Genomic DNA, 24,678 nt, shown 5'->3' with positions numbered 1-24,678 from the left:
CCCCTGCGGGAGAGGGGGCCGGGGGGCACGCGCCAGAACAGCATCGTAACTTTGCGCCCCTTACCGCAAAAAGTTTATGCCTAGCAAAGCCACCAAGCTCGCCAATTCTATCCCGCCCGAAGCCCTCCTCAACGTCGAAATTCAAGACATGGTGGCCGAAGGCAAATGCCTGGTTCGCATCAATAACCTCGTCGTATTCGTCAACCAAGTAGCCCCCGGTGATGTGGTGGACTTGCGCATCAGCAAGGCCCACAAGCGCTTTATGGAGGCCACGCCCACCAAGTACCACAAGTATTCGGAGCTGCGCACCACGCCCTTTTGCCAGCATTTTGGCACCTGCGGCGGCTGCAAGTGGCAGCACATGACCTACGACGCGCAGCTCAACTACAAGCACCAACAGGTGGTAGACACCTTGCAGCGCATCGGTAAGGTGGAGATACCCGAAGTGCGCCGCATCATGCCCTCGCCCGAGCGCACCTACTACCGCAATAAGCTCGAATACACGTTCAGCTTCATGGGCTGGCTGACGGAGGAGCAGATTAAGGACGAAACCGCGCAGTACGACCGCCGGGTGCTGGGCTTCCACACGCCGGGCCGCTTCGATAAGATTATCGACGTGGAGCACTGCCACTTGCAGCCCGAGCCGAGCAACGAAATCCGGCTCTTCATCCGCGACTATGCGCGGGAGAACATGCTGCGCTTCGGCAACATCATCAAGCAGACCGGGCTGCTGCGCAACCTTATCATCCGCACCGCCGAGAGCACCGGCGAGATTATGGTGATTTTGCAATGCTACCGCCAGCACCAGGCCATCGAGCCGCTGCTGGATGCGGTGTACGCGAAGTTTCCGCAAATTACCTCGCTCAACTACGTGCTCAACGACAAGGGCAACGAGACCTTCCACGACCTAGAGGTGGTGTGCTACAAGGGCAAGCCCTACATCGAGGAGGAGATGGAAGGCCTGCGCTTCCGCATCGGCCCCAAGTCGTTTTACCAGACTAACTCTGCCGGCGCCTACAACCTCTACAAGGTGGCCCGCGAGTTTGCCGAAATCAAGCCTACCGACCTCGTGTATGACCTCTACACCGGCGCCGGCACCATCGCCAATTTCGTGGCTCGCCAAGCCAAGCGCGTGGTCGGCGTAGAGTACGTGGAGCAGGCCGTGCTCGATGCCCGCGTGAACTCGGAAATTAATGATGTGACTAACACGGAGTTCTTCGCCGGCGACATGAAGGATATGCTCACCGAGGCTTTCACCAGCCACCACGGCCACCCCGACGTCATCATCACCGACCCGCCCCGCGCTGGCATGCACGAAGACGTGGTGAAGCGCCTCGTGGAGCTGCGCGCCCCTAGGGTCGTCTACATCAGCTGCAACCCCGCCACCCAAGCCCGCGACCTAGAGCTGCTCGACGAGGTGTACAAAGTAACCCGCGTGCAGCCGGTGGATATGTTCCCCCACACCCACCACGTGGAGAACGTGGTACTGCTGGAGTTGAAATAGGCTTTTTATTCGGAAAATGGGACTCGATATTAGCCTAGTCAGGATTACTCCTCATGAAGTGGACGAAAACAGTCACCTTTTTGTAGAAGAATCACCTGAGTTATTTCCTCTTTTCCAGAGCTACGTCTGCAAAAAACATTTCGTCTTTTCTAATGAAGAGTTTGATGCTGAAGTATACTTCTACACCGAGCTTGCATACCAACGAAAGGGAGTGATATCTGCTTTCTACACAGATTTCACTAATGATGTATGCTTAACTAAGCAAACCCAAGTTGCACACATGTTGACTTATATCGATGCGAAGCACAAAGCTGATTTTGACACCTTTTTTGTGAATCAGTTCACAGAAGGCCAAACAGTTATCATTATTGGGTGGTAAACTTCCTTACACAACATGGACTACTTCAACGACCCCGAGCTAAACGGCAAGTACCTAGGTACGATTACCAAGGATTTTGCCACCGTATCCGACACGCTTAAGGAAGCCTCGTACCAGATTCGCAAGCGCGGGATCTCGAAGTATCCGGTGTTCATCTTTGCCCGGCAGGCGGTGCAGCTCGGCAGCTTGCTCATTAACGCCGACGAGGTAGAGGGCCTGCAATGGCACATCTTCGCCAGCTACCTCGAAATCCTGGCCCAGCAAGGCATCGTGGACCCCGAGAAAATCGAAGATTTCACCGGCACCTGGAAGAACCCCGACGAGTTTTGCTGCCTGCTGGTAGTAGATGAGGAGTTCACGAATTTCGTGTACATCCCCTACCCAGAAGACTAATCGCAGATTAAAACGGATTTTTAAGATTTAACGGATACGCCCGCTGCGCGGGCTGACTACTCAGGCGCAGGAGCGGCTTCGCCGACTCTTTGATGGTTGGCCGAAGGCTACCCTGCGCCCGAGTAGTCAGCCCGCGCAGCGGGCGTATCCGTTAAATCTTAAAAATCCGTTTTAATCTGCGGTGAAATGATTGAAGCCCTGCGCCTGCAGCGGCACGGCCTGGCCACCCTTCGTGATAAGGTTCACCGCATCGCTTCTCTCTGTGAGGTGGCCGATAACGGTGATATCGGGGTGGTTTTTAATCTTGGCGTGGTCCTGCACCGGAATAGTGAAAAGCAGCTCGTAGTCCTCGCCGCCGTTGAGGGCACAGGTAATGGGGTCGAGGTTGAACTCTGCCGCGGCTTCGAGGCTGGGATTGGCCATCGGCAGGTACTCGCTGAAGACGCGGGCGCCGGTGCCACTAGCCGCGCACATGTGCAGCACCTCGGAAGCCAGTCCATCGCTGATGTCGAGCATGGCGGTGGGCTGCACACCCAGCTCGCGCAGCTCGTGCACGATGTCGAGGCGCGCCTCGGGCTTGAGCTGGCGCTGCACTACGTAGTTGTAGTTTTCAAGCTCGGGCTGCGTTTCGGGGTCAGCCAGGAAGGCTTGCTTTTCGCGTTCCAGCACTTGCAGCCCTAGGTAGGCGCCGCCTAGGTCGCCAGTTACGCATAGGATATCGGTGGGCTTGCCACCCGAGCGGCGCACAGCTTTGCCGGCCTCTACCTGACCTAGGGCAGTGATACTAATAACCAGGCCGCCGCGGCTGCCTGTGGTGTCGCCGCCCACTAGGTCGACGCCGTAGGCCTCGCAGGCCAGGCGCATGCCGGCGTACAATTCCTCCACGGCCTCTACCGTGAAGCGGCTGGGTAAACTCAGGCCCACTACGATTTGGGTAGGCGTGGCTAGCATGGCGGCCACGTCGGAAACGTTGACGGCCACCGCCTTGAAGCCTAGGTGCTTGAGCGGCGAGAAAGAGAGGTCGAAGTGCACGCCTTCGACCAGCAAATCGGTCGTGACCACGACTTCCTGCCCGGCGGGCGGGGCCAGGATAGCCGCATCGTCGCCGATGCCAAGGACGGTGCTGGGCTGCGTAAGGGTAATATCGCGCTGCAAGCGGCGGATGAGGCCAAACTCGCCGAGTTGGGAAAGGGGCGTTAAATCGGACATAGAAAGAAGAACGGTGGCGCGAGCCAGGTAGTTCGCAGGTAGCTTAGGGCAACGGCGCCGGGCGAGGTGCGGCTACAAAGTTCGCGCACGGGCGCCCTCCCGCCGCCCTAGGTCGTAATTTGGCAGCCCCGCGGGATATTAACCTACCGATTTTCTCGTTTGACTTGCTATGAAAGCCGTTTTAGTTGCCAGCTTAGTTGCCCTCGCCGTGCTGCCCATGTGCAAGCCCGACACCGCCAAAACTGCCACCGATACGGCGGCGGCCGTGAACCCCGCCTCGCCAGCTGAGGTGCGGGCGCAGTTCGACATTTTGCGCGACTCGGCCGATAGTAACTGGCAGCGCATGATGCGCAGCGACGACCAAAAGCTAGCCGACGTGCGCGGCCTGCTACAAGACCTCAAAAAGCAGCCGCGCCTCAATGCGGCCCAGGTGCGCACGCTCACGGCGCAGGCGGGCCGCCTCAAGCCGCAGCGCTATGACCGCCTGAGCATGGCCTCGTCGGCAGCCATCGACCAATACGACGCCGCCCAAGACTCGGTGCTGAAGCCACTGGTGCTGCTGGCCGCCCCCGAAGGCAATGCCCCCACGGCCCGCATCCGCGACTACGTCGAGCACATCATGCTCGCCGATGCCAACGTGGTAAGCTACCGCGCCCACTACGATGCCGCCGCTAAAGCCTACAATAACTACCTGCGCCTGCACCAGTCCGAGCTGGCCCAAATGGGCGACCAGTACGCCCGCCTGCGCCCGCTCCCGCTGTTCGAGCTAAGCCGCTAGATTAATGGTCAATGGTAAAGGGTTAGTTGTTAATGGCTGAACATTAACAACTAACCCTTTACCATTGACCATTAATTACTTTTCCTCGCTGGGGTTCAGCTCCTGCACGTCGGGGTGCTGGTAGTTAATGATGATGACCGAAAAGGGGTGCGGCTCGCCCTCGCGCTTTTCAAGGCGCAGGGCACCGGCGTCGCGCAGGTGGCTGAGCAGCTGGCGGCGCTCCCAGTCGGGTAGTTCGGGCAGCACGTCGGTGAGGCGGCGCAAGAAGGGGCTGGCCCAGATTTCGGGCGTACCTAGGTTGCCGACGTAGCGCTGCCCCTGCTCGAGCAGGAATTCGAGGCAACGGCGCTCGTCGGAGCGCGTAATACGTTGGATGGAGGCGAAAGTGGGGGCTGGCTCGGGCGTCGGCTCTTGGGCCGCCCCGGCAGCGCGCGCGTCAGGCTGGGTACTTTCGTCGCCGGGGCCGGGCAGAGCCGCCTCATTGGCAGCTGCGGCCTGGGTGGCGACATCTCGGGTGGCTTGGCGCGCGGCGGCCGACCGCACCGGCAGGCCCTGCTCGCGCAGGCGCCGCAGGTCGCTGCCCTGCTTGAGGCGCGCGGCGCGGTGGTCTTCCAGGGCTTGCAAGCGCTCGGCTGGCAGCAGCTGGCGGGCATCAATGTAGTGCTCCTGGCCCAGCATCAGTAGCAAATCGCCCGATACGCTTTCGCGGAAGCCTACCACCTTCACCTGACGGGCCTGCCGGCGCAGGTGCTGCAGCACCGGAATGTAGTCGCGGTCGCCTGCCACCAGTACAAACGTGCCAATGTCGGGCCGGGTATACAGCACTTCGAGCGCATCGATGCAGAGCTGCATGTCGGCCGCGTTTTTGTGGTCGGTGCCCAGCACGTTGCGGGTGTCTACGCCCATCAGATAAAGCGGGCCCTGGGGGCCGCTGGGCAGCTTGTCGAAGTCGGCATAGGCGTATAGCACCAGCGAGTCGAGGCCCTGCTCGCGTTTGAGGGTGTCGCGCAGTGCCCGCACGAGGTCGAGGGCGTAGTCGTGGGTGTCCTGGGGGTCTAGGTAATGGTTTTTGAGAAAGTAGTAAACGTTCTCAAAATCAATAAAAACGGCGGCGTAAGGAGAAGTAGCCGCCGGCGAGACAGCCAATGGAGTAGTCATGCAGTCTGATTTAGAATGAACAGTAGAAGGGGGCTGCTCGCAAGTGCAAAGCAGGTAGAGGTAGTAAGAGAGCGACGAAGCAAAGGTCGTGGATTTTGCCTATTAGCGCCCAGCTATCTCGCCCCAACACCAGCCAGCCTATCCAGTGCTTGGCATGCCTACTCTCCCTGCCAGCCGATTCTCCCCTTCTACCCTAGGCCGCGAAATATAGCTACGCGCTAAAACAAGAGCGCCCACTGATTTATCAGCGGGCGCTCTTGTTTTACTAAAAGCTGTTTTACGATGCGCTCGTAGTCTCTGCTGCAAGAGCGGCCAGCGCTGCTTCTTGGTTGAGGTACTTAGAAGCGTAGCCAGCGTTCGATTTATTCAGAAACAAGCAGCTACCGCCGTGCACCGCGTCAATAATCTGCGCGTACTGGTCGAGCGGCAGGGCGGGGCAACCTAGGCTGCGGCCCAGGCGGCCGTTTTGCTTGATAAAGGCTTCGCTCACGTAATCGGCGCCGTGCATTACTACTGCGCGGGCGGCGGCATTGGTGTTAAAGCCTTCGTCTAGGCCTTGCAGGCGCAGCGAGCGGCCGTGCTTGCCCTGATACTCCTGCCCCGTCACATAAAAGCCGAGGCTGCTCATGTTGCTCTGGTCGGTGTTCGAGAAGTTGTTGGCTTCGTTCTCGCCCGAATTGTGCCCGTGGGCTACCAACGTGTGGAACAGTATCTTGTGCTCAGCTAGGTCAAGCACCCATAAGCGTTTCTCGGTCGAAGGCAAGTCGAAGTCAATAACCGTGAGGCGCTGCTGGCGCTCGGAGAGGCGGCCAGCCTGCTTAAGGTTGAGGTAGCCCGTGAGAGCTTTCTCAAACACGTCGAAGCGTAGGCCCTGCTGCTCGGCACCTAGGCTGGTGTAGAGGTCACGGGCGGTGCTTTCGAGGCGCGACAAAGGTGCAACCAACACGCTCACTTTGCGCGCGGGCGCAGCGTGCGTGTTGGCCAGCGAGCGAGCTACCGGGCCCGCCAACGGCGTGGCCAGAAATAGCGATGTCACAAAGGGCAACACCCGCCGCATGAGGCGCTGCGACCGGCGCGCGCCGCGCTGGCGCTGCACTACACTGGGGTGGTGATGCTGGTGATGCGTTGTCATAACTTTTCTTCGTGAAAGATAGCCGACGGGCCAGTAACAAAAACTAGTCCGTTGCCTATAGATAAAGCAATATACGCAGAAGCTTGCGCCAAGGTCAGGAGATAACGCAGCTAGTCGCAAAAAAATTCCGACCCTGCCTAGCGCCAGCCGCGCCGGGCAAATCGCCTGCCCGCCGCTGGCCCATCGAGCCAGCGCGAGGCTAGGCCGGGGCCACTGAGCAGCAGTAAGCTACCCGTCTGCACGGTGCTGATAATCTGCTTGTACTGCTCGGGCGGCAGCGCGGGGCAGCCGCGGCTGTAGCCTAGGTGGCCATACTGGCGCACGTAGGCGGGGCTGGCGTAGTCGGCGGCGTGCAGCACCACGTAGCGGTCAAAGGCGTTCATGTTCTGCCCCTTATCAAGGCCCTGCAAGCGGCGTGAGTAGCCATGAATGCCGCCGTAGGTGCCCGAGGTGCGGTAAAAGCCCAGCGAGGTGCAGGCCGATTTTTCGGCGTTGGAGAAACGCCGCGCCCGCAAATGGCCTGAACCCTGGCCGTGAGCTACCAAGCTGCGGTGCAGCACCTTGCGCTGCGCCAGGTCTATCACCCACAGGCGCTCGGTGGTGTTGGGCAGGTCCATGTCGGCCACGGCCAGTAGGCCGGCCCGCTCGATGCGGCCCGTGGGGTGCAGGGTGAGGTAGCCCACACAGGCCTGCTCCAGCACGGCGGGGCGCAAGTCGGTGGCGGCCGGCCCTAGGTCGTGGTGTAGCTGCGCAATGGCTTGGCGCAGAGTGTCGGGCAGCTCGGCCACGGCGGGCACGGGCGTGAGACGCAGCGAATCGGGCACGGCGGGCGGGTCCGCCTGAGCCAGCACCGCCGCGGCGGGCACCTGGCGAGGTAAGGGACTGGAAGACTGCGCCGATTGACAACCGGCCAAGAGGCTTAGCGCGCCCACGCCCCCTATATATAATAAGCTCAGCAACTGCCGCATAACCCAAATATAGGGCACCTTTCAGCAGTAGCCCGGACTTTATAGACCAAGCGCGGGTGCAACTCGTATCCCAAGTTAGAGACCGTCTGCCCGCAGATGCGGGCAGCGCTCACGCTCGGTCCACAAAGTCCAAGCTACTGCGGGGCTACTTTTGCGGGCCGATTTTGCGGCAACGCTGTTACTCTATTTTCGGCTGCTACTGGGCGGCCTTTGCTACTATCTCTCATGGCTAAAGTCGCCATCAACCTCGCCACCGGCGCCATTCAGCAGGAAGAACTCATTGTGGGTATCGACCTGGGCACCACCAATAGCCTCGTGGCCTACGTGCACCCCGAAACTCGCCAGCCGGCCGCCATCAACGACCTGGGGCGCGGCACCATCGTGCCCTCAGTGGTGCACTTTCCGGCCGACGGCAGCTCGCCGCTGGTGGGCAACGAAGCCAAGGATTTTCTGCTTTCCGACCCCGCTAACACCATTTATTCGGTAAAGCGCCTGCTCGGCAAAAGCTACCGCGACCTAGGTGCCCACGCTGGCCAGCTGGGCTACAAAGTCATCGACGACGATACCGAGGGCTTGGTGAAAGTGCGCGTAGGCGAGCGCTTCTACTCCCCCATCGAGTTGTCGGCCGACATCCTGAGCGAGCTGCGCCACCGCGCCGAGCATGCCCTCAAAACGCCGGTGCGCCGCGCCGTCATCACGGTGCCCGCTTATTTCAACGACTCGCAGCGCCAAGCCACCCGCGACGCCGGCCGCCTCGCTGGGCTGGAAGTGTTGCGCATCGTGAACGAGCCCACGGCCGCCGCGCTGGCCTACGGCATCGGCCTCGACCCGGATGAGGAGAAAACCGTGGCCGTGTACGACCTAGGCGGCGGCACCTTCGATATCAGCATCTTGCGCTTACACCAGGGCATTTTTGAGGTGCTGAGCACCCATGGCGACACCTGGCTGGGCGGCGACGACATGGACCGCGCCATCGTGGAGCACTGGCAAACGAAGTTTGGCCTGCCCACCACGTACCAGGAGGTGCCCGCTATGCAGCAGCAGCTGCGCCTGGCCGCCGAAATGGCCAAGCGCTACCTCAGCCAGCACGACGACTTCACGACCCAGCTCATCGACAACGACGAGCAGGTGCAGGTAGTGACGCTGACCAAAACGGAGTTCAACGACCTCATTCGCCCGCTGGTAGACCGCACGCTCTCCGCCTGCCGCCAGGCCCTAGGTGATGCTAAGCTGACGCCCGCCGCCATCGACGCCGTACTGCTGGTAGGCGGCTCGACCCGCGTGCCGCTGGTGTACGACGAGGTGAGCCAGTTCTTTGGCAAGCAAGCCAATAACTCGCTTAACCCCGACGAGGTAGTGGCCCTGGGTGCCGCTATTCAGGCCGACATCTTGGCCGGCAACCGCCGCGATGTACTGCTGCTCGATGTGACGCCGCTGACCCTAGGTATCGAGACCCTAGGGGGGCTGATGGACGCCATCATTCCGCGCAACTCGAAGATTCCAACCAAGGCCGGTCGCCAGTATACCACCAGCGTAGATGGGCAGGTGAATCTGAAAATCGGCGTGTATCAGGGCGAGCGCGATTTGGTGGGTGAGAACCGCAAGCTCGGCGAATTTATACTGAGCGGCATTCCGGCTATGCCCGCGGGCCTGCCTAAAATCGACGTTAATTTCTTCCTGAATGCCGACGGCATTCTGCGCGTGGAGGCCATTGAGCTGCGCTCGAACACTCGCCAGCAGGTAGACATTAAGCCCCAGTACGGCCTCACCGACGACCAGGTAGAGCAGATGTTGATGGACTCGCTCCTCAACGCCAAGCAGGACGTGAGCGCCCGCCTACTCATCGAGGCGCGCACCGCCGCCGAGCAGTTACTTTACCAAGTCGAGCGCTTCTTGAAAAAGAACGCCGAGCACTTGGAAGAGAGCGAAGTAACGGCTACCACCGCTAAAACCGACGAGCTAAAACTAGCCCTAAGTGGCAGCGACCGCGACCTCATTCTCAAGCGCATGGACGAACTCGATGAGCTAACGCGCCCCTTCGCCGAGCGTGTGATGAACATTTCCATCAAGCAGGCTATGAGCGGTAAAAAAATCGGGTAGCACCACGGCGTCAGTCAGACCTATCTCATCTGACTGACGCTGCGGCACCACCCGATTAGGCTACTAAGAACCTATTGGTCATATTTAGTGGGCTACTAAAAGGCCGGCTGCTTAGTACGTGGCTGGCCTTTGTGTAGGCGTTTAGTAGGCTGAGCGCCCGGTATAGCCTGACCGGCGCGGGGCTGGTCGGCGCGCTGCGTGCCACCATCGATATTTCTGTCGGGCAGGCCATTAGCATATGTCGAGCCGGTAATGCCGGTGGGCCGGGTGCTGTTCAAGGGAGTAACCGTGGGCACTGTGCTGGTGCTGCGGCCGGGCCGCCCCGGTATAGTAGCAGCCGGAATGCTGGGCACACCCGCGGCATTGGGCACGCTGCTAACGGTGGGTACATCGGCCTGGGCAAAGGCCGGGCTGCTGAGCGTCAGCCCCAGGAGAGCGGCGCCAAGTAAGTGCAGGGTTTTCATAGATGTAAGGCGTAGAAACGAACCTAGGGCCGGCCCATCGAGCGCACATTGGAGCGCTTGGCCGGCTTTTTGGGGGGCGCGGTGGTGGCGGGCGGGTACACGGTGCCGGGCGGCGTGGCCACGGGTGGCGGTGTGCCAGGCTGCCCCGGCGCGGTGGTGGTGCCCACGGCTGGCGCCGCAGGGTTGTTGGGGTTAATAGGCGTGCCCGGCGTTACGGTGGTCGTAGCGGGCTTGGTTTGGGCGAGGGCGGGGCGGCTAAGGGCTGCGCCGAGCAAAGCGAGGCCGAGCAAGTGGTGAAGCTTCATAACAACGAGTAGTAAATAAGTTGGACTAGGACATTCACCAACGGCGGCTCTTCGGATGTCGATAGCCGCGCGGGCACTTATTCTACGTAGCGCCCAGGCTTAGCGACTAGCTTCCACGGCCAATCCAGCTTAATTTTTTTGAACCTAGGTGTGTTACCTCACCACCACAGGTTTGGCCTGCCCCCGGCGGTACCTTTGAGTAGATTCTGTTTTTAACCTTAATGCGCGTTTTACACACTGCCGACTGGCACCTAGGCCAGCATTTTCTGACTGGCCAGGAGCGCCTCACCGAGCAAAAAGCCTTTCTGAACTGGCTGCTGGACACCGTTAAAGCGGAAGGGGTAGAAGCCCTAGTACTGGCTGGTGATGTATTCGACACCACCACGCCTTCGCACGCCGCGCAGGAGCTGTACTACGATTTTCTGGTGCGGATGCAGGGCACCGGCTGCCGCGATATTGTGGTGGTGGGCGGCAACCACGACTCCCCTACCCTGCTCAATGCCAGCCGCCGGCTGCTGCGGGCGCTGCGCATCCACGTCATTGGTGGGGTGCCCGCCGAGGTCGACGAACAAATAGTGGCCCTAGGTGCCGCTGGCGGCCCGCCTAGCCTGGTAGTGTGCGCCGTGCCCTTCTTGCGCGACCGCGACCTGCGCCTGACCGTGGCTGGCGAAACGCCCGACGAGCGCCAGCTGCGCATTCGCGATAGCATTGCGGGCCACTACCTAGGGCTGAGCGAGCACGACCTGGTGCGCCGCCTGCGCGAGCAAGATGTGCCGGTGCTGGCCACCGGCCACCTTTACGCGGCCGGTGGCGAGGCCCGCGAGGGCGCCGAGCGCGACGTGCACATCGGCGGGCTCGGGGTCGTTGGGGCCGAGCATTTTCCAGCGGCCTTCGATTATGTGGCCCTAGGGCACCTGCATCGGCCACAGGTGGTGGGCGGGCAGGCGCGCATCCGCTATTCGGGCTCGCCAGTGCCGCTGTCCTTCACCGAGGCCGACGACCGGCAGCAGGTGCTATTGCTCGACTTTAAGGGCGCCGGCGAACCTACCATTACGGCCCTGCCCGTGCCCGTGACGCGGCGCTTGCAGCGCTTTCATGGCGAGCTAGAGGAAGTGGAAGCCGCCATTCTAGCGTTTGATAACGAAGCCTTTGAGCTGGTAGCCTGGGCCGATGTGCTGGTGAAGTCGGATGAGGCACCCGCCGAGGTGCAGCGTCGTGTGCAAGCCGCCCTCAAAGAGCGCCGCGCGGCCGTGCTGGCACCGCGTGGCGTGCGCCATCAACGCCTTACTGAGGCCCCCGATGTGGTAGCCGAGGCCGCCGCGCCCATCGAGCACCTGCACGAGCTAACGGTAGAAGAGGTATTTCGGCGGCGCGTGGCTGGCCTGCCGCCCGAGCGGGCCACGGCACTCACGGCCACTTTCCAGGAGCTGCGCCAGCTGCTGGCCGAGGCCGACCCGCAGGCCTGGGGCGGCGAAAAAGCCTAGGCAGCTCAGGTTGCGGGCTAGCCCCGCCGGAGCTTTGGCACCTTGGCTACGGGAAGCTGCTACCGATAGAAAGTCCCGCTGGGGCTGGTCTGCGACTTGGGTTAGGAAGCAAACCAACTGCTTATCCACACTTATCTTGCTACCAAACATTTCGGCATCTAGCTGATAGAGTGCATTATCTATTATTAATTTCTTTTTCTGTGAAAAAAGTTATACTCCCTGCCCTGGGCCTGCTGCTAGCCCTGGGCGCAACGCAATCGGCTTGTGCGCAAGTCAATTTTATTCGAATGGGAATGAACGCGGCCACCTTGGCCAAGCGAGCCAGCAAAAGCAAGGCGCAACCGGAAGCCACTCCCCAGGCGACTTACCAGGGCCAAAGCTTTCCTATGCAGCGCACCCCCGCCGACCTGCTGCCCAAGAAAGGCGCGGAGCAAGTAACGGCTCTTGAAACCGAGCTCGACCGCTGCCACGCGGCGCTACTGGCCAGCCCTAGTGCCACCATTTGCACGCCTGAGCAGCAGGCTGCCCTGCAAACAGCCCTGCGCAACCTAGCTAAAGTAAAAACGGATAACATGCCCGTGTACCAGCAGGAAGCCGCATTCTACGTGGCCGAAAACACCCGCCGCCAACAAGCCACTGCGCCAGCGCCGGCCACCAACTAAACGGCGCGTCAGAATCAAAAAAATACAGCGGCGGGCACCCTAGGGCGCCCGCCGCTGTATTTTTAGGGTATGAAGATTATCAGCCTGCGCTTTGCCAACCTCAACTCGCTACCCGGCCCGTACCTGATTCGGTTCGACGCAGCGCCGCTGGCCGACACGGGGTTGTTTGCGATAACCGGGCCCACCGGCGCGGGCAAAAGCACGCTGCTCGACGCCATCGCGGTGGGCCTTTACGGCCGCGTGCCGCGCCACGACCGCCAAGTGGGCGAGATGGTGAGCCGCCACGCGCCCTTCGCCTGGTCGGAGGTAGAGTTTGAAGTGCACGAAACCAACGCCGACACCGGCCAAACCAGCCGCGTGCGCTACCGCTCGCGCTGGGAAGTGAAGCGCAAGACCCGCGGCGAAGACAAAGGTGGCCTCGGGCAAGATGCCATGTCGTTGGTGCGCAGCCCACTGTGGGAGGCCGTAGTGAGCGGCAAAGAAGCCGTACCGGCCAAAGTCGGCGAGCTATCGGGACTAGACTTTGGGCAGTTTGAGCAGGCCGTTTTGCTGAGCCAAGGCAAATTTGCGCGCTTCCTGCACGCCCCTGAGAAGGAGCGCAGCGCCCTGCTCGAAAAGATGACCAACGTGGGCATCTACTCGCGGCTATCGGTTGCGGCCTTTGAAAAAGCGAAGGAAGAAACGCGCAAAACCGAGCTACTGGCCGCCCGCCTCGACGCCACGCGCCTGCTCTCGGAAGAGGAGCGCGCCGACCTAGGGGCCCAGCTTGATGCGTTAAACGAAGCCGCCGAGCAGCACCACGAAGAAGCCCAAGACCTCAACCTGTGCCTGACCTGGCGCACCCTGCTCGACCAGCTCGACCGGCAGCTGCACGACACCGCCCGCGAGGTCGAAGCCCTGCGCCAAGCCGATGAAGCGCTCCAGCCCGAGTTTGCCCGATTGGCCGACCACCAGCGCGCCAACGCCAAGGAGCTAGCCACCCCCATGGCGCTGGCCGAGGTAGCCCACCAAGCCCTGCAGCGCGACACTGCCCAGCTGCACCAGCTAGAGCAGGCGCTACCCAGCCTGACTGCCGCCACGTCTGACACCGAAACCACCCTCACGGCCGCTGCCACCGCCCACCAGGCCGCCCAAACCGAGGAAAACCGCCTCCGCCCGCTGCTCGAAGAAGCCCGCACCCAAGATACCGCCTTAGCCACCACGCGCCAGCAGCTTCTTAAAAACCAGGCCGCGCACGACCAAAACCAGCGCGCCCACCAGCAGGCCGAAGCGGCCTGGCACCACCAGGGGCAGGAGCTGCAACGCCTGGCCGACCAGCAAACTACGCTCGATACCTGGCTCATTGACCATAGCCACGAGGCCGAACTCAAGGACCAGCTGCGCGAGCTGAGCCGCGAGATTATCGACCTGCAAGAGGCCCAGAAAGAGCTAGCTACGCGCGAAGCGCACCGCAGTGAGCTGCTTAAAAGCCAGCAAACTATTTTGGCTGACCTAGGCCGGCAGCAGCGCGTAGAAGCCGAGGCCCTGGCCCGGCAGCAAGCCATCGTGGCCGAGGGCCAGCCCTGCCGCACCGAGCGCGATGCCCTGCTGCACGGCACCTCACCCGCCGAGGTAGCCCAGCGCGCCGACGACCTCACGGCCCACCTGCAAGGCCTGCAACAGCTGCTACCCAAGGCCGAAGCCGCGCACGAGCAGCAAGTTCGCGCCGAAGCCTTGGCAGCGCAGCTTGCCCAGGAAGCCCCGGCCCTAGCCACCGCCGAAACCGCTGTGAAGCACCTCGAAGCCCAGCAGCAGGCGGGCCAGCTTTTACTCGAAAGCCTGCGCCGCGAGCTGCGCTTGCAGCAGGCCCTGGCCGACCTCAACACCCACCGCCAGCACCTGCGCCCCGGCGAGGCCTGCCCGCTGTGCGGGGCCACCGAGCACACCCTAGGTGCCGATTTCAGCGCCGATGCCAACGAACAGGAGCAGCGCGTGGCCGCTCAACAGCAAGCACTCGCCCAGCTCGATGCGGCCCTGCGCACCCAAACCCAGGACCTGACACGCCGCCAAACCGAGCAGCAGCAGCGCCAGCGCCAGCGCGAAGAAGCCGCTGCCGCTGCCGAAGCGGCCCACCACCAAGCCCAGCAGCTGGCCGCCACGCTCACGCCGGTGCCGCCCCACCCCGCCGACCTAGGGGCCGTGCGCGAGCTGCTCGCTGCCGCCACCGCCGCCCAAGCCACCGCCGTAGCCAACCGCCGCCAGCTCGCCACGCTAGATGAAAAGCTAGCCGCCCTGCGCGAAACCTACCTTGCGGCCGGCACGGCTGCTACCACCGCCCAGGGCGAGCTGCGCCTCATCGGGCAGCGACAAGAAGCCACTGAGCTTGAGATAAGTAAGCTCGGCGCGGAACTGGCACACTGGCGCGAGCAAGCCGCTATTTACCAAGATACTATCCGTGACATTCTGCGCCCGCATCAGCTGGCGCTGCCCACCCGGCCGCCCTACGATGGCCTGCTGGCTACTCTAGAAGACCGCGCCGCGCAGTATGAAGCCCGCCGCGCGGCCCTAGCCGCCGGGCGCGAAAAGCTGCTCGAGCGCAACACCCAGCACAAAACCCAAGGCGAGCAACTCACCCAAACCACCCTGCAGCTCGCCGCCGCCGCCGAAACGCTGGCCGCCGAGCAGCTGGCTTTTGAGCAGCAGCAGGCCGCCCGCCTGGCCTACTACGCCGGGGCCGACCCCGCCGCCGAGGCCGAGCGCCTGCGCCGCCACACCCAGCAGTTGGCCGAGGCCGAGCGCCTCACCCGCCAGCAGCACGCGCAGCAGCAGCAGCAGCTGGCCATCAAGCAAAATGCGCTGGCCGTGCTGCAAACTCAGGTGGCTGGCCACCGCACGGCCCTCGCCGAGCGCCAGGCCGAACTAGCGGCTGCCCTAGGTGCCGCTGGCTTTGCCAGCGCGGCCGAAGCGCAAGCACTACTGCTGCCCGCCGCCGAGGCCGAGCGCCTGCACCAGCGCCGCCAGCAGCACCTCACGGCTACCGCGGCGGCGGCCCGCCGCCTGGCCGACCTCACTGCCGAGCAGCAGCAGCACGCCGAATTTGCCCTCACCCCGCTCGGCGCAGCTGACCTCACGGCCCAGCTCAGCGCCCTGTCAGCGGCCGACGATATTTTGCAGCAGCGGCTGGGCGCCGTCAGCAACCAGCTTGCCCAAGACGATGCCGCCCGCGAGCGCCTGGCCGAAGGCCGCCGCGAGTTGCAGCTGCGCCAGCAGGAAGAGCAGCGCTGGCAAGACCTGGCCGACCAAATCGGCTCGGCTAAGGGCGACAAGTTCAGCCAGTTTGCTCAGGGTCTGACCCTTAGCCACCTGGCGCGGCTGGCCAACCTGCGCCTCAAGCAGCTCACCAACCGCTATTCGATTGAGAAGACGCCCAACCGCAATCTAGAGCTGCAGATTATCGACCACGACCAAGCCGATACCAAACGGCCCATGGCTTCGCTCTCGGGCGGCGAAAGTTTCCTAGTGAGCTTGGCCTTGGCCCTAGGGCTGAGCGAATTAGCGGGTTATAAGGCACGTATCGAGTCGCTGTTTATCGATGAAGGCTTCGGCACGCTCGACCCCGAATCGCTGAACACCGCCCTCGACGCACTGGAGCGCTTGCAGCACTCGGGCAAGATGATAGGCGTCATCTCGCACGTGGCCGACCTCAAGGAGCGCATCGGCACCCAAATTCGGGTGCAGCCCGTGGCCGGCGGCAACAGCACCGTGCGCGTGGTAGACGTAATAGGCACCGAAACCGAATGCTGTGAGTAATTAAGTAATGGGTAATGAGCGTAATGTTGTTCTGACATTACGCTCATTACCCATTACTTATTACCAGCCGCGCGCACCTCGGCCCAGGTCCAGTACTTTTTGGGCTGAATGCCCGCGTAGCCTTTCTGCAAAAAGGCGACTACTTCGCCTTCTATCGCGCTGGCCGCCAGCGAGGAGGCGTAGATGGGCCGCCCATCGGGGTCGGCGTAGCGCTCGGCTTTGGTAAGGGGTCGGCCGCTTAGGCGCAGCAGCGGGCCGGTGTCGGTGAGCTGGTCGGCAGCCCAGCGGTAGTTGCTGCGTTCCAGCTCGTTGAGGCGGGCGGCGAGGGGCGCCAGGGCTAGGCGCGGCAGCGTGGGGCGGCTTTCTAGGTCTATCCAGGTGGTGTATTTGCACTCCAGCTCGTAGCGCTGCCCGTCGTAGAGGCTTAGTACCCAGTCGAAACCCGCCGTGGGACCAAACAGCGCGTAGTACGGCACCGGGGTGGGCGTGCGGAGCACCACTAGCCCTAGGTCGGGATAGTCAGTGCGCTGGGTAAGCGGGCCCTGCAAGGCGGCCACGGCGGCTTTCACGCGCTCATACTCGGGCTGCCAGGCGGCGCGGCCAGCCTCGGGATTAAGCAAGACTTCGGCGAAGCGCGGCAGAAACCAGGCAAATTTCTCGGCCGAGGCTTCGTCTTCGCGCCGGCGGCGGGCAGGGGCGCCAAAGGGCTCGTAGAAGCGGGCCTTTTCTTCGGCATTGAGCCAGCAGGCCAGCTGCAGGGCGTGGTCGGCCAAGGGATGCTGCCAGTCTAGCTCACGGAAGTCGCCTAGGGTGGCTACCAACCGTAGCAGCGCCTCGTGCGCCAGCGCCAGCTCGGGATTTAGCAAGGCCCATACGCCCACAAAGCCGTCGATATCAAAGTGATTGGCCGTGACGGCTGCGGCCTCTAGGCCAGGCGTGGTGGGCGCGTGCAGGGCGCGCAGGCACGAGCCAGCGCTGGTATCATCGCGCAGGGCCGCGGGGGTGGCGGCCCCGCGCCAGTGCGCCAGCGTGAGGGCGGCCCCTAGGCCGGTGCTATCGACCACAATGGTAGGCTGGCGCCGTAGCTGGGCAAAGGGCACGAAGTACCGCTGGTGTAAGCTGGTTTCTGAAACGGACTTATGCTCTACTGGCTTCCTATTCATAGCGCGTTATTTACCCCGGCGGTTACTGATTTTCTCCACCTTGTTTTTGCGAATCCAGCTTAGGTAGCCTTGCAGCTCCTCGGCGCCGCGCAGGGCCTCCACGGTGGCGTACTGCCGGGCCAACTCGCGGTTAGTGAGGAAGCGGTGTACGCTACTGTGGCAGGGCTGGCACAGGTCCACGGTGTCGCCGTAGCGGCCACCTTCTTCGCGGGGCACCAGGTGGTGGCGCGAGGTATGCTGCACGGCACGCTCGCAGAGGCCGCAGCGGGTTTCGGCGGCGCGCTGGGCGCGGGCAGTGGCTTCGGCGGCGGCTTGGGCTACTTGGTGGCGGCGACGCATAGGGCGTTCAGGCGTTAAGAATAGAGCCAATACAACACCGCTTGCTGCGCCATCATTCCCGAAGCACGTGCCCGACTACAACTGAGCTACTCACCCGCGCACAATGCGCATAATGGGCACATTAGTGTCGGGCAGCGGACCTAAGAGGTTGGCCAGCGCTTGCAGAAAGCGGCCGGCAGTATCGGGCCGGCCAGCGGGTGGGCCGGGGGCATGGTGGCGGTGGTGCTCGCAGCGCCACTCGCCCAGCACGGTGGGGGTGCCGGCTTCGTCGGGGGTGCGGCCTAGGGTAGCCTCGAGCATAAAATAGCGCGGCAGGTCTTCGGGCAGGTCGGCGTCTTCCTCAGCGTCGTCGGGCTCTTCGAGGTCATCTATCGGCGAGGGGCGCCGCTGCTCGGCCAGTAGCAAGTCGGTATCATCTTCGTACACAATGGCTACCAGGTGTGCCTCGCCGGTGGCCTGGGGCGTGGGCAGTTGCACCAGCGCCGTGGTGCGGCCGGCCACCTGGTGCCAGCTTAGGTGCAGCCCGCGGGGCGCCACGCGCTCGCGGGGCGGCAGGCTTTCGGCGGCCTTGTCCCACACGTAGAGCAGGAGCTCGCGGGCCAGCAGCGGGTCGGCCAGCTCGCGGCGCACGGCGGCCGGGCGCCGCCACACCAGCTGCGGCAGCAGCGTGTGCACAAAGTGGGAAGGATGCGGACGAGCCATTCTATCAAGTAGCAAGGAGCAGTGGGCAATGAGCAGCCCAGCGCAGTACCTAGGAAAAGCAAAAATACGCGCTTGGCTCCACCGCTGCTAGCGCGGCAGTAGCCGCCGCAGCTCGCGCCAGCCCACCAGCCCGGTGCCAAAGAGCACGGGCACAAACGCTACGGCCATCGCGCCCGCTTCGAGCCACCAGCTGAGGGCCAGGCCCCGGCGCAGCGCGTACCAGCCTCCGCACAGCAGCCCAAACGCCAGCGCCAGCTGGGCCAGTATGCGCCACGGCACCGCCACCGGCGTGCGCCGAGCCACTAGCCACACGTAGCTCATAGAAACGAATACAACGCTGATTAGCGTATTGGCCGCCGCCGCTACTGCTCCATAGCGGGGCAAGAAAACAAGATTCAGGCTCAGATTAAGGGCGATGCTGAAGCCAATAAGCCAGCTTACTACTGTTTGGTGGCGCGTGCTTGTGAGCAGGGTGCTATAGATAGCGAAAAAGGCATGCACCAGTATATTTAAAAACAGTAGCTTGGTGCACAACACCATACGCGCCAGCTCGGGCGCCTGGCTGTGGCTAAACTGCCAGAACAGCACCTCACCCCGAAACAGCACGAAGGCCACCGCAAACAGCAGCGGAATGGCCACTACTCGCTGCCCTAGCCACAGCAGTTGGCGCAGTTCACGCGGGCGGGCTCCGGCGTGGGCGAAGCGGGCAAAGAACAGCGGCAGCACGGTCCAGGCGTACATCATTACGGCGTCGAGCCAGCGGTAGGCCGCCGCGTAGTAGCCAGCTTCTTGGGCCGACGATAACCGCTCGAGCAGCACCATATCGACCCGCTCGTTGATGCCGTAGAGCAGGGCAATGAAGGCAAACGGCAGGCTGCCCCGCAGCAGTTGCCCGGCTGGTCCGCGCCGCGGCCAGCGGTGCGGCAGCCGCCCAAACAGCCGCAGCAGCAACCCCAGAAACAGCACCGCCGTGAAGACCGCCGCCGCTAGCCGTGCCCCCACATAGGTGCGCAGCCCTAGGCTATGGCCTAGCAGCAAGCCCACTACCAACCCTAGGGCCATCAGTTTCTCAAATACGGAGAGCAGGGCGTCGGTATTGAAGTGCTGGCGTGCCTGCACTAGGCCGCGCAAAAACAAGCCGTATTGCGTCAGCATCAGGGTGCCGCCTACTACTAGCAGCAGCAGCAACTGCGGGCCCCGGTAGCCGAGGGCCGCGCCTAGGGCTAGCAGCGCCAGCAGGGCCGCCGCTGTGAGCAGGGCCCGCAGCGGCAACAGGGTTGGAAAGTGCTGGTCGGCAAACTCGGGCTCGGCGGCCAGGCGCTGCACTGTAAATTGAGTGAGCCCTAGGTCGGTGAGGGTGGCCACTATGACGGCCAGGGCCGAGCAGGCCGCCACTAGGCCAAATGTGGCATGACCCAAGCGGTTCTGCACTAGGTTCTCAACGAGTATCCAGCCCGGCTTCACGAGCAGATTGAGCACGATGGCCAAGCCGATGCTGCCTAAAAATCGTTTGATAGCTAGAAAAAGTTAGATGTTTTTTACTCGAAAGCGCAAAGGTAGAGCGGCGAGCGGCGGGTTATCTTTGCCCGCCACTGTCTAGGCTGCCGCATTTACTGGGGCCAGGCTAGTGGTTGCCTTTGTCTGCTGCTATGGTGCGTGCCCCCCAATCTCCTTTTTCAACCGCAGGCTTGCGGACCCTTTTCAACCGTTGGAAATACCTGTTGGGCCTGGCCGCCGGGTTAGCTTTAGTAATCAGTACGGTCGTGGCGCTGTCGCTGCCCGATATCTACAGCTCGGTCGCCATTTTTTTACCTACTTCGCTACAAAGCGCTGACCCCGACCGCCTCGCCGACGTGGTAGAAGGCCCCACCAAAGATGCCCCTAGGCTAGAGCTTAGCACCAACCCCGCCGACCTTGACCGTGTGCTCTCCATTGGGCAGTCGCTGCCAGTGGCTCAGCTCATGATACGCAAGTTTGACTTGTACCGCCACTATGAAACGGGCAATCCCGGCAGCGACGCGGCCGAAACGAAGACCCTACGGGAATTTGCCAACAACCTGAGCATCATCCATAACGAGCGCGACGCCATCGAGCTCACCTTTCAGGATGAGGACAAGCAGCTGGCCGCTCGCATTGCCAATACGATGGTCGCAACCATCGATTCCATTAACCAGCAGCTGACGCTCCAAAACCGTCGCAACGTGCTGGAGCTGTACCGCCAAAGCTCGACCAGCCTAGGCCGCACCTACGAACAAAGCCGGCAGGCACTCATCCGGGCCCGCCGCCGCTACGGCATATACGGCATCAAGGAGCAAGGCCGCTACCTAGCCAAAGAAATTATCGAAACTGAAAAAGAACTGCGCGTAGCCGAAGGCGGTGGCCCCGGTAATGCGGCGGCGCTGCGCCGGGCACTGCATGGCCTCACCAGCGCCGACGGCGGCAACGTCATCAACCTAGAAGGCTGGACGGCTGGTAATGACTCTGTGACGCTGGCCAGCGAACGCCTAGCCGACTTACAAACGCGCTTCATTGCGGCGCGCGGCGCCTTCGAGCAGGCCGAAATCTCGCTGCGCAGCCGCGTATCATCGCTGTATCTGGTACAGAAAGCACAGCCCGCTACTCGCGCCGGCAAGCCCCTGCGCTCGCTCATCGTCGTGGGTTCAGTGCTGCTGACGCTCGCCGTGTCTGTGCTGCTTATCCTGCTGCTAGAGCTGTTTTGGCGGCGCCCGGCAACTGCCGTTTAAAGCACCGCTCACCCGCTCCTAAGGCCTACATGACTAGTGCTGTCTGTATGCGCTCGCAATGCTAGTCGTTGTTGTGCTTCGCTTGCTTTATCGCCTCTCATTTTCACTATGCTATGCGCCAACTGCTGCTTCGCTTTCGCCCAACCGATGCCTTGCAGTGGGTATTTTTAGGCTTTCTAGCGCTGCTGCTGCTGGGCGGCGCCCTAGGTGGGCTACTCAATCAGCCAGCCTTACTGCTGCCAGCCCTGGCAGTAGTGGCCCTGGTTGTAGTGCTGGCCGAATGGCGCTGGCTGTACTACGGCCTATTTCTAACGCTGCCCTTCACGTTCGAGATTCCCTTGCTGGGGGGCTTCCGCATGGATGTAGCGTCCGAGCCCTTTATGCTGGCGCTCACTGCGTGCGTGCCGCTGCTGCTGGGGCCAGGACACTTGCGCCAGTTGCGCCCCCGCGAGTGGCGGCACCCACTGCTGCTGCTACCGCTGCTGCTCATCGCCTGGGCCACATTCGACATCATTTTCTCGGTCGATAAGCTCAAGTCGGTCAAATATGTAGCGGCCAAGGTATGGTACTACGTGCCCTTTATGTTGGGTACGCTGCTGGTAGTGCGCCGCCCAGCCGATTTTTGGCGCGTGGCTACGTGCTACGTGGGGGCCGCCACCGTTCAGATGCTGTTTTGGGTTATTCCGCGCCACGCGCCCTACGGTTTTAGCTTCGGGGCGGTGAATGGCGCAGTGCTGCCGTTTTTCCGCAATCACGTTATCTATGCGGCCATGCTGTCGCAGCTGCTACCGCTGGCCCTAGGCCTCGCCCAGCAGGCCACCAAGCGCTGGCAACGCCAGGCGTGGTACTGGGCCGCGGGCATCCTCTTTTTTGGCTTACTCACGTCTTATACGCGGGCATCATGGCTGGCCATACCAGCGGCAGGTTTTTATTACCTCGTGCTGCGCTGGCGCCTCACGCGGCTGCTACTGGTAGGCTTTGCGGCAGCAGTCATCGGCACAGCCATCTTCTTTGTACAGGAAGATAACTTTATGCGCTTTGCGCCTGACTACGAGAAGACTATCTGGCATGGCGACGACTTCGGGGCACACCTGGCCTCTACTTATAAGTTTCAGGATGTGTCGGGTATGGAGCGCGTGTACCGCTGGGTAGCGGCCACCCAAATGATAGCTGACAAGCCCCTCACCGGCAGCGGCCCCTCTACGTTCTACCCTGAGTATAAACGTCACACCATCACGGGCTTCCGCACTTATGTGAGCGATAACCCCGAGCACTCTACCACTCACAATTATTTCTTACTCATGCTGGCCGAACAGGGCGTGCCCGGCTTCGTGCTGTTTTGCATTCTGCTTTCCTCGGCCCTGCTCACTGCCGAGCGTCTCTATCACCGCAGCGCCACCCGCCCCGAGGTGCAGCGCATTGTGCTGGCTGTAGCGCTGGCGCTAGTCGTTATCATCTTCCACTTGTTTCTCAACGAGTTGATAGAAGTTGATAAAGTAGGCTCGCTCTTCTTGGTTGGCTTGGCCGTGCTCATCCGGGCTGGCTCTTGGCTGCGGGAAGATGATTCCTCTACCTCAATGGTTGGGGTACTGCCGCGGCAGCCCCAGGGAGTCGGGGCGCCAGCCGAGTAGTCTTCGGGCCTGGGCCCGGACCGCAGTTTCGTGCACCTGCTCATTGAGCATATCTAGGCTGGCCATAAAAAGCATTCCATGCTTTTTATCCGTTTTTTCCAGTAGAATGTAGCTACGCTTACCTAGCCAATACCAGCTGTTAGGCAGCGTATCGGGCTGGGCTGGGCCGTACTGCGCACTCAGCAACTGATAGGCTTTCTGGACAGCATCGGTCGAAGTTAATGTCTTGTCAATACCAATAAACCGGTCTGCCCGAAACCAGTAGGTGCTCGGCGCCCCTAGGCCGCCCAATTGTGTGGTATCATTAGGCCGAACGAAGAGCGTAGTTACCCGCCAGCGTTTACCTACGCCATTGAAACTAGGATTCAACTTTATGGTTGAAACAGCTGGCTCCCCAAATCGCAAGCCTCCGATTCCACCAGCCTCATTGAGCCGGAAAGCAGGTTTTGTTACCCCAGACAACAACCCCATAACTGTCAGCAAGACACAGCCTAGCGACTTCACTTAACCCGCAAGCTCAGCATGGTGATGTCGTCGGCGAACTTCTCGCCGCTGGCATTGAAGCGGCGGATATCGCTTAGCAGCTCTTGGTGCAGGCGTGCCAAGGGCAGGTAGCGGTGGCGGGTTAGCATGCTTAAGACGCCGCTTTCGCCATACTCGTTCTGCTGCGCGTCAAACACTTCGGTGAGGCCGTCGGTGTAGGTAAAGAGTAGGGAGTGAGGCGGCACCTTAGCTAGGCCCACCTTTAGCATAGGCAGCTTGGGCATGATGCCGAGCATCACGGTACCATCGTGCAGGCGCTGGGCAGGGCCCCCATCCGGCAATAGCAGGGGGTCGTTGTGGCCGGCGTTCACGTACTGCAGCACCTGCGTGCTGCGGTCGTAGAGACCTAGGAAAGCCGTAATGAACTTCTCGCCACCCGAATTCCGAAAGAGCAAGTGATTGAGTTCGTGCACAATAGTGGCCAAGTTGGTACCCTGGCGCAGCAGCGTGCGCAGGCCCGCCTGGAAATTGGACATGAGCAAGGAGGCTGGAACGCCTTTGCCGCTCACGTCGGCCACGCACACCAATAGTCGGTTGGCATCTAGCTCTACCACGTCGTAGTAGTCGCCGCCTATCTCGGTGTGCGGCAAGTAGGTAGCCTGCACCGCGAAGTACTGGTTGTTGGGTAGGCTCTGCGGAAAAAGCAGCTGCTGCACCTGCTGGGCAATCTCGATTTCGCGGCGCACGGCGGCTTCTGCCATCATGGAGGCTTCGCGCTGGCGGGCCAGGCGGCGGTTGGCCACTGCCCCGAGCAAGATGTTGCTCAGCGTTTCGAGGAAGCCTAGGGCCTCCCGCGTCATGTAGTCGGCGTGGGTAGTGCCGATAAATACGAAGGCCTGCACCGCTTCTTGCTGCCGCACCGGCACCAGCAGCTCAAACCCCTGCCACTCGGCACTTAGGCCCAGCTCTGACACTGGGCAGGGCTGCGCTTGGCAATGCGATGGCAGCGAGGCTAGTGAAAATTGCGGCCCCGCTTGCAGCTTAGGGCCAAAGCTTGCCTTCAGCCGGAACTGCTTGTCTTCTAGCACATACAGCGCCAGCTGGCGCACCCCAAGCTGCCCAATAAGGGTAAACTGATAAATCTTGTAGAGGTCGGCCTCGTTGGCGTCGTGGGTAATGGCCTGGGTAATCTCCAGCAATGCCCGCAACTCGCGCTCCTTAAAGAAGAGCTGCTTTTCGAGGCTAGCTAGGGCGGCAGTTTGCGGCATAAATGAGAGAGTAGCGAGGAAAA

22 protein-coding genes are annotated in these 24,678 nt (G+C 61.9%); 10 read left to right on the top strand and 12 right to left on the bottom strand.

Annotated elements, in window-relative coordinates; genetic code table 11:
* The first annotated feature begins 76 nt into the window (after positions 1-76).
* From rlmD to JAO77_RS01450, 3 genes are read left to right on the top strand one after another with little or no spacing between them, the layout of a single operon-like run.
* Positions 77-1,504, top strand: coding sequence for a 23S rRNA (uracil(1939)-C(5))-methyltransferase RlmD (gene rlmD, locus JAO77_RS01460; RefSeq protein ID WP_198988498.1), 1,428 nt, complete (start codon positions 77-79; stop codon positions 1,502-1,504).
* Positions 1,505-1,520: 16 nt separating this feature from the next.
* Entirely contained in the window at positions 1,521-1,883 is a 363-nt protein-coding gene (locus tag JAO77_RS01455; RefSeq protein ID WP_198988497.1) for a hypothetical protein, read from the top strand.
* Between the two features lie 15 nt (positions 1,884-1,898).
* Positions 1,899-2,276 carry a hypothetical protein gene (locus JAO77_RS01450; protein WP_198988496.1) on the top strand — a complete coding sequence of 126 codons (378 nt, stop codon included), beginning with the start codon at positions 1,899-1,901 and terminating at the stop codon, positions 2,274-2,276.
* 171 nt (positions 2,277-2,447) lie between these two features.
* On the opposite strand, the gene thiL is transcribed toward JAO77_RS01450, so the two are convergent.
* The gene (thiL, locus tag JAO77_RS01445) at positions 2,448-3,485 is read right to left on the bottom strand and encodes a thiamine-phosphate kinase (RefSeq protein ID WP_198988495.1); all 1,038 of its coding nucleotides are present in this window, start codon (positions 3,483-3,485) and stop codon (positions 2,448-2,450) included.
* A gap of 169 nt (positions 3,486-3,654) precedes the next feature.
* Between thiL and JAO77_RS01440 the strand changes: the two genes are divergently transcribed.
* Positions 3,655-4,263 carry a hypothetical protein gene (locus JAO77_RS01440; protein WP_198988494.1) on the top strand — a complete coding sequence of 203 codons (609 nt, stop codon included), beginning with the start codon at positions 3,655-3,657 and terminating at the stop codon, positions 4,261-4,263.
* 75 nt (positions 4,264-4,338) lie between these two features.
* Here the strand turns inward: JAO77_RS01440 and JAO77_RS01435 are convergent, their stop codons facing one another.
* The 3 genes from JAO77_RS01435 to JAO77_RS01425 all read right to left on the bottom strand — a co-directional run bounded on the left by JAO77_RS01435 (position 4,339) and on the right by JAO77_RS01425 (position 7,467).
* Positions 4,339-5,421, bottom strand: coding sequence for an NYN domain-containing protein (locus tag JAO77_RS01435; protein ID WP_198988493.1), 1,083 nt, complete (start codon positions 5,419-5,421; stop codon positions 4,339-4,341).
* A 277-nt stretch (positions 5,422-5,698) separates the two neighbouring features.
* Positions 5,699-6,553 (bottom strand): murein L,D-transpeptidase catalytic domain family protein, encoded by an 855-nt coding sequence (locus tag JAO77_RS01430; RefSeq protein WP_198988492.1) that lies wholly within the window; start codon positions 6,551-6,553, stop codon positions 5,699-5,701.
* Between the two features lie 137 nt (positions 6,554-6,690).
* A complete protein-coding gene (locus tag JAO77_RS01425) occupies positions 6,691-7,467 on the bottom strand; it encodes a murein L,D-transpeptidase catalytic domain family protein (protein ID WP_198988491.1) in 777 nt (258 codons plus the stop codon).
* Positions 7,468-7,746: 279 nt separating this feature from the next.
* Here JAO77_RS01425 and hscA point away from each other — a divergent pair, with 279 nt between their 5' ends.
* Positions 7,747-9,621, top strand: a complete 1,875-nt coding sequence (hscA, locus tag JAO77_RS01420) for a Fe-S protein assembly chaperone HscA (protein ID WP_198988490.1) — start codon at positions 7,747-7,749, stop codon at positions 9,619-9,621.
* Positions 9,622-9,716: 95 nt separating this feature from the next.
* On the opposite strand, the gene JAO77_RS01415 is transcribed toward hscA, so the two are convergent.
* Positions 9,717-10,085, bottom strand: coding sequence for a hypothetical protein (locus JAO77_RS01415; protein WP_198988489.1), 369 nt, complete (start codon positions 10,083-10,085; stop codon positions 9,717-9,719).
* Positions 10,086-10,108: 23 nt separating this feature from the next.
* Positions 10,109-10,390: a hypothetical protein gene (locus JAO77_RS01410; RefSeq protein WP_198988488.1), complete on the bottom strand. Its 282-nt coding sequence runs from the start codon at positions 10,388-10,390 to the stop codon at positions 10,109-10,111.
* Positions 10,391-10,611: 221 nt separating this feature from the next.
* Between JAO77_RS01410 and JAO77_RS01405 the strand changes: the two genes are divergently transcribed.
* From JAO77_RS01405 to JAO77_RS24310, 3 genes are all read left to right on the top strand, one after another.
* The gene (locus JAO77_RS01405; protein WP_198988487.1) at positions 10,612-11,874 is read left to right on the top strand and encodes an exonuclease SbcCD subunit D C-terminal domain-containing protein; all 1,263 of its coding nucleotides are present in this window, start codon (positions 10,612-10,614) and stop codon (positions 11,872-11,874) included.
* A gap of 200 nt (positions 11,875-12,074) precedes the next feature.
* Positions 12,075-12,536: a hypothetical protein gene (locus tag JAO77_RS01400; protein ID WP_198988486.1), complete on the top strand. Its 462-nt coding sequence runs from the start codon at positions 12,075-12,077 to the stop codon at positions 12,534-12,536.
* Positions 12,537-12,605: 69 nt separating this feature from the next.
* Entirely contained in the window at positions 12,606-16,325 is a 3,720-nt protein-coding gene (locus JAO77_RS24310) for an SbcC/MukB-like Walker B domain-containing protein (RefSeq protein WP_198988485.1), read from the top strand.
* Positions 16,326-16,378: 53 nt separating this feature from the next.
* Here JAO77_RS24310 and JAO77_RS01390 read toward each other — a convergent pair whose 3' ends face one another.
* From JAO77_RS01390 to JAO77_RS01375, 4 genes are all read right to left on the bottom strand, one after another.
* On the bottom strand, positions 16,379-17,488 hold the full coding sequence (locus tag JAO77_RS01390; RefSeq protein ID WP_198988484.1) for a DUF6687 family protein: 1,110 nt from the start codon (positions 17,486-17,488) through the stop codon (positions 16,379-16,381).
* A gap of 6 nt (positions 17,489-17,494) precedes the next feature.
* Positions 17,495-17,827, bottom strand: coding sequence for an HNH endonuclease (locus tag JAO77_RS01385; protein ID WP_198988483.1), 333 nt, complete (start codon positions 17,825-17,827; stop codon positions 17,495-17,497).
* Between the two features lie 90 nt (positions 17,828-17,917).
* Positions 17,918-18,529 carry a hypothetical protein gene (locus tag JAO77_RS01380; RefSeq protein WP_198988482.1) on the bottom strand — a complete coding sequence of 204 codons (612 nt, stop codon included), beginning with the start codon at positions 18,527-18,529 and terminating at the stop codon, positions 17,918-17,920.
* Positions 18,530-18,616: 87 nt separating this feature from the next.
* Complete coding sequence (locus JAO77_RS01375; RefSeq protein ID WP_370549801.1) at positions 18,617-20,008, bottom strand: oligosaccharide flippase family protein; 1,392 nt, start codon at positions 20,006-20,008, stop codon at positions 18,617-18,619.
* A gap of 209 nt (positions 20,009-20,217) precedes the next feature.
* Between JAO77_RS01375 and JAO77_RS01370 the strand changes: the two genes are divergently transcribed.
* Together JAO77_RS01370 and JAO77_RS01365 are read left to right on the top strand one after the other, a co-directional pair.
* The gene (locus JAO77_RS01370; protein WP_198988480.1) at positions 20,218-21,273 is read left to right on the top strand and encodes a GumC domain-containing protein; all 1,056 of its coding nucleotides are present in this window, start codon (positions 20,218-20,220) and stop codon (positions 21,271-21,273) included.
* A 113-nt stretch (positions 21,274-21,386) separates the two neighbouring features.
* Positions 21,387-22,904: an O-antigen ligase family protein gene (locus JAO77_RS01365; RefSeq protein ID WP_198988479.1), complete on the top strand. Its 1,518-nt coding sequence runs from the start codon at positions 21,387-21,389 to the stop codon at positions 22,902-22,904.
* On the opposite strand, the gene JAO77_RS01360 is transcribed toward JAO77_RS01365, so the two are convergent.
* Both JAO77_RS01360 and JAO77_RS01355 read right to left on the bottom strand, forming a co-directional pair.
* Positions 22,848-23,273, bottom strand: coding sequence for a hypothetical protein (locus JAO77_RS01360; RefSeq protein WP_198988478.1), 426 nt, complete (start codon positions 23,271-23,273; stop codon positions 22,848-22,850). The two genes, JAO77_RS01365 and JAO77_RS01360, sit on opposite strands and share 57 nt — an antisense overlap.
* 131 nt (positions 23,274-23,404) lie before the next feature.
* Positions 23,405-24,655, bottom strand: coding sequence for a PP2C family protein-serine/threonine phosphatase (locus JAO77_RS01355; RefSeq protein WP_198988477.1), 1,251 nt, complete (start codon positions 24,653-24,655; stop codon positions 23,405-23,407).
* Positions 24,656-24,678: the final 23 nt, after the last annotated feature.

It is taken from the genome of Hymenobacter sp. BT559 (assembly GCF_016427535.1).
In the GTDB taxonomy this organism is placed as follows: Bacteria; Bacteroidota; Bacteroidia; order Cytophagales; family Hymenobacteraceae; genus Hymenobacter.
The sequence above is the reverse complement of the archived record's forward strand: the minus strand, read 5'-3'. Positions and strand labels throughout refer to the sequence as shown.

Excerpts from the sequence above, each read along its gene's own strand:
- JAO77_RS24310 (WP_198988485.1), top strand. The coding sequence starts at position 12,606 with ATGAAGATTATCAGCCTGCGCTTTGCCAACCTCAACTCGCTACCCGGC.
- JAO77_RS01385 (WP_198988483.1), bottom strand. The coding sequence starts at position 17,827 with ATGCGTCGCCGCCACCAAGTAGCCCAAGCCGCCGCCGAAGCCACTGCC.
- JAO77_RS01430 (WP_198988492.1), bottom strand. The coding sequence starts at position 6,553 with ATGACAACGCATCACCAGCATCACCACCCCAGTGTAGTGCAGCGCCAG.
- JAO77_RS01435 (WP_198988493.1), bottom strand. The coding sequence starts at position 5,421 with ATGACTACTCCATTGGCTGTCTCGCCGGCGGCTACTTCTCCTTACGCC.
- JAO77_RS01405 (WP_198988487.1), top strand. The coding sequence starts at position 10,612 with ATGCGCGTTTTACACACTGCCGACTGGCACCTAGGCCAGCATTTTCTG.
- thiL (WP_198988495.1), bottom strand. The coding sequence starts at position 3,485 with ATGTCCGATTTAACGCCCCTTTCCCAACTCGGCGAGTTTGGCCTCATC.
- rlmD (WP_198988498.1), top strand. The coding sequence starts at position 77 with ATGCCTAGCAAAGCCACCAAGCTCGCCAATTCTATCCCGCCCGAAGCC.
- JAO77_RS01450 (WP_198988496.1), top strand. The coding sequence starts at position 1,899 with ATGGACTACTTCAACGACCCCGAGCTAAACGGCAAGTACCTAGGTACG.
- JAO77_RS01355 (WP_198988477.1), bottom strand. The coding sequence starts at position 24,655 with ATGCCGCAAACTGCCGCCCTAGCTAGCCTCGAAAAGCAGCTCTTCTTT.
- JAO77_RS01455 (WP_198988497.1), top strand. The coding sequence starts at position 1,521 with ATGGGACTCGATATTAGCCTAGTCAGGATTACTCCTCATGAAGTGGAC.
- JAO77_RS01410 (WP_198988488.1), bottom strand. The coding sequence starts at position 10,390 with ATGAAGCTTCACCACTTGCTCGGCCTCGCTTTGCTCGGCGCAGCCCTT.
- hscA (WP_198988490.1), top strand. The coding sequence starts at position 7,747 with ATGGCTAAAGTCGCCATCAACCTCGCCACCGGCGCCATTCAGCAGGAA.
- JAO77_RS01380 (WP_198988482.1), bottom strand. The coding sequence starts at position 18,529 with ATGGCTCGTCCGCATCCTTCCCACTTTGTGCACACGCTGCTGCCGCAG.
- JAO77_RS01440 (WP_198988494.1), top strand. The coding sequence starts at position 3,655 with ATGAAAGCCGTTTTAGTTGCCAGCTTAGTTGCCCTCGCCGTGCTGCCC.
- JAO77_RS01415 (WP_198988489.1), bottom strand. The coding sequence starts at position 10,085 with ATGAAAACCCTGCACTTACTTGGCGCCGCTCTCCTGGGGCTGACGCTC.
- JAO77_RS01365 (WP_198988479.1), top strand. The coding sequence starts at position 21,387 with ATGCGCCAACTGCTGCTTCGCTTTCGCCCAACCGATGCCTTGCAGTGG.
- JAO77_RS01390 (WP_198988484.1), bottom strand. The coding sequence starts at position 17,488 with ATGAATAGGAAGCCAGTAGAGCATAAGTCCGTTTCAGAAACCAGCTTA.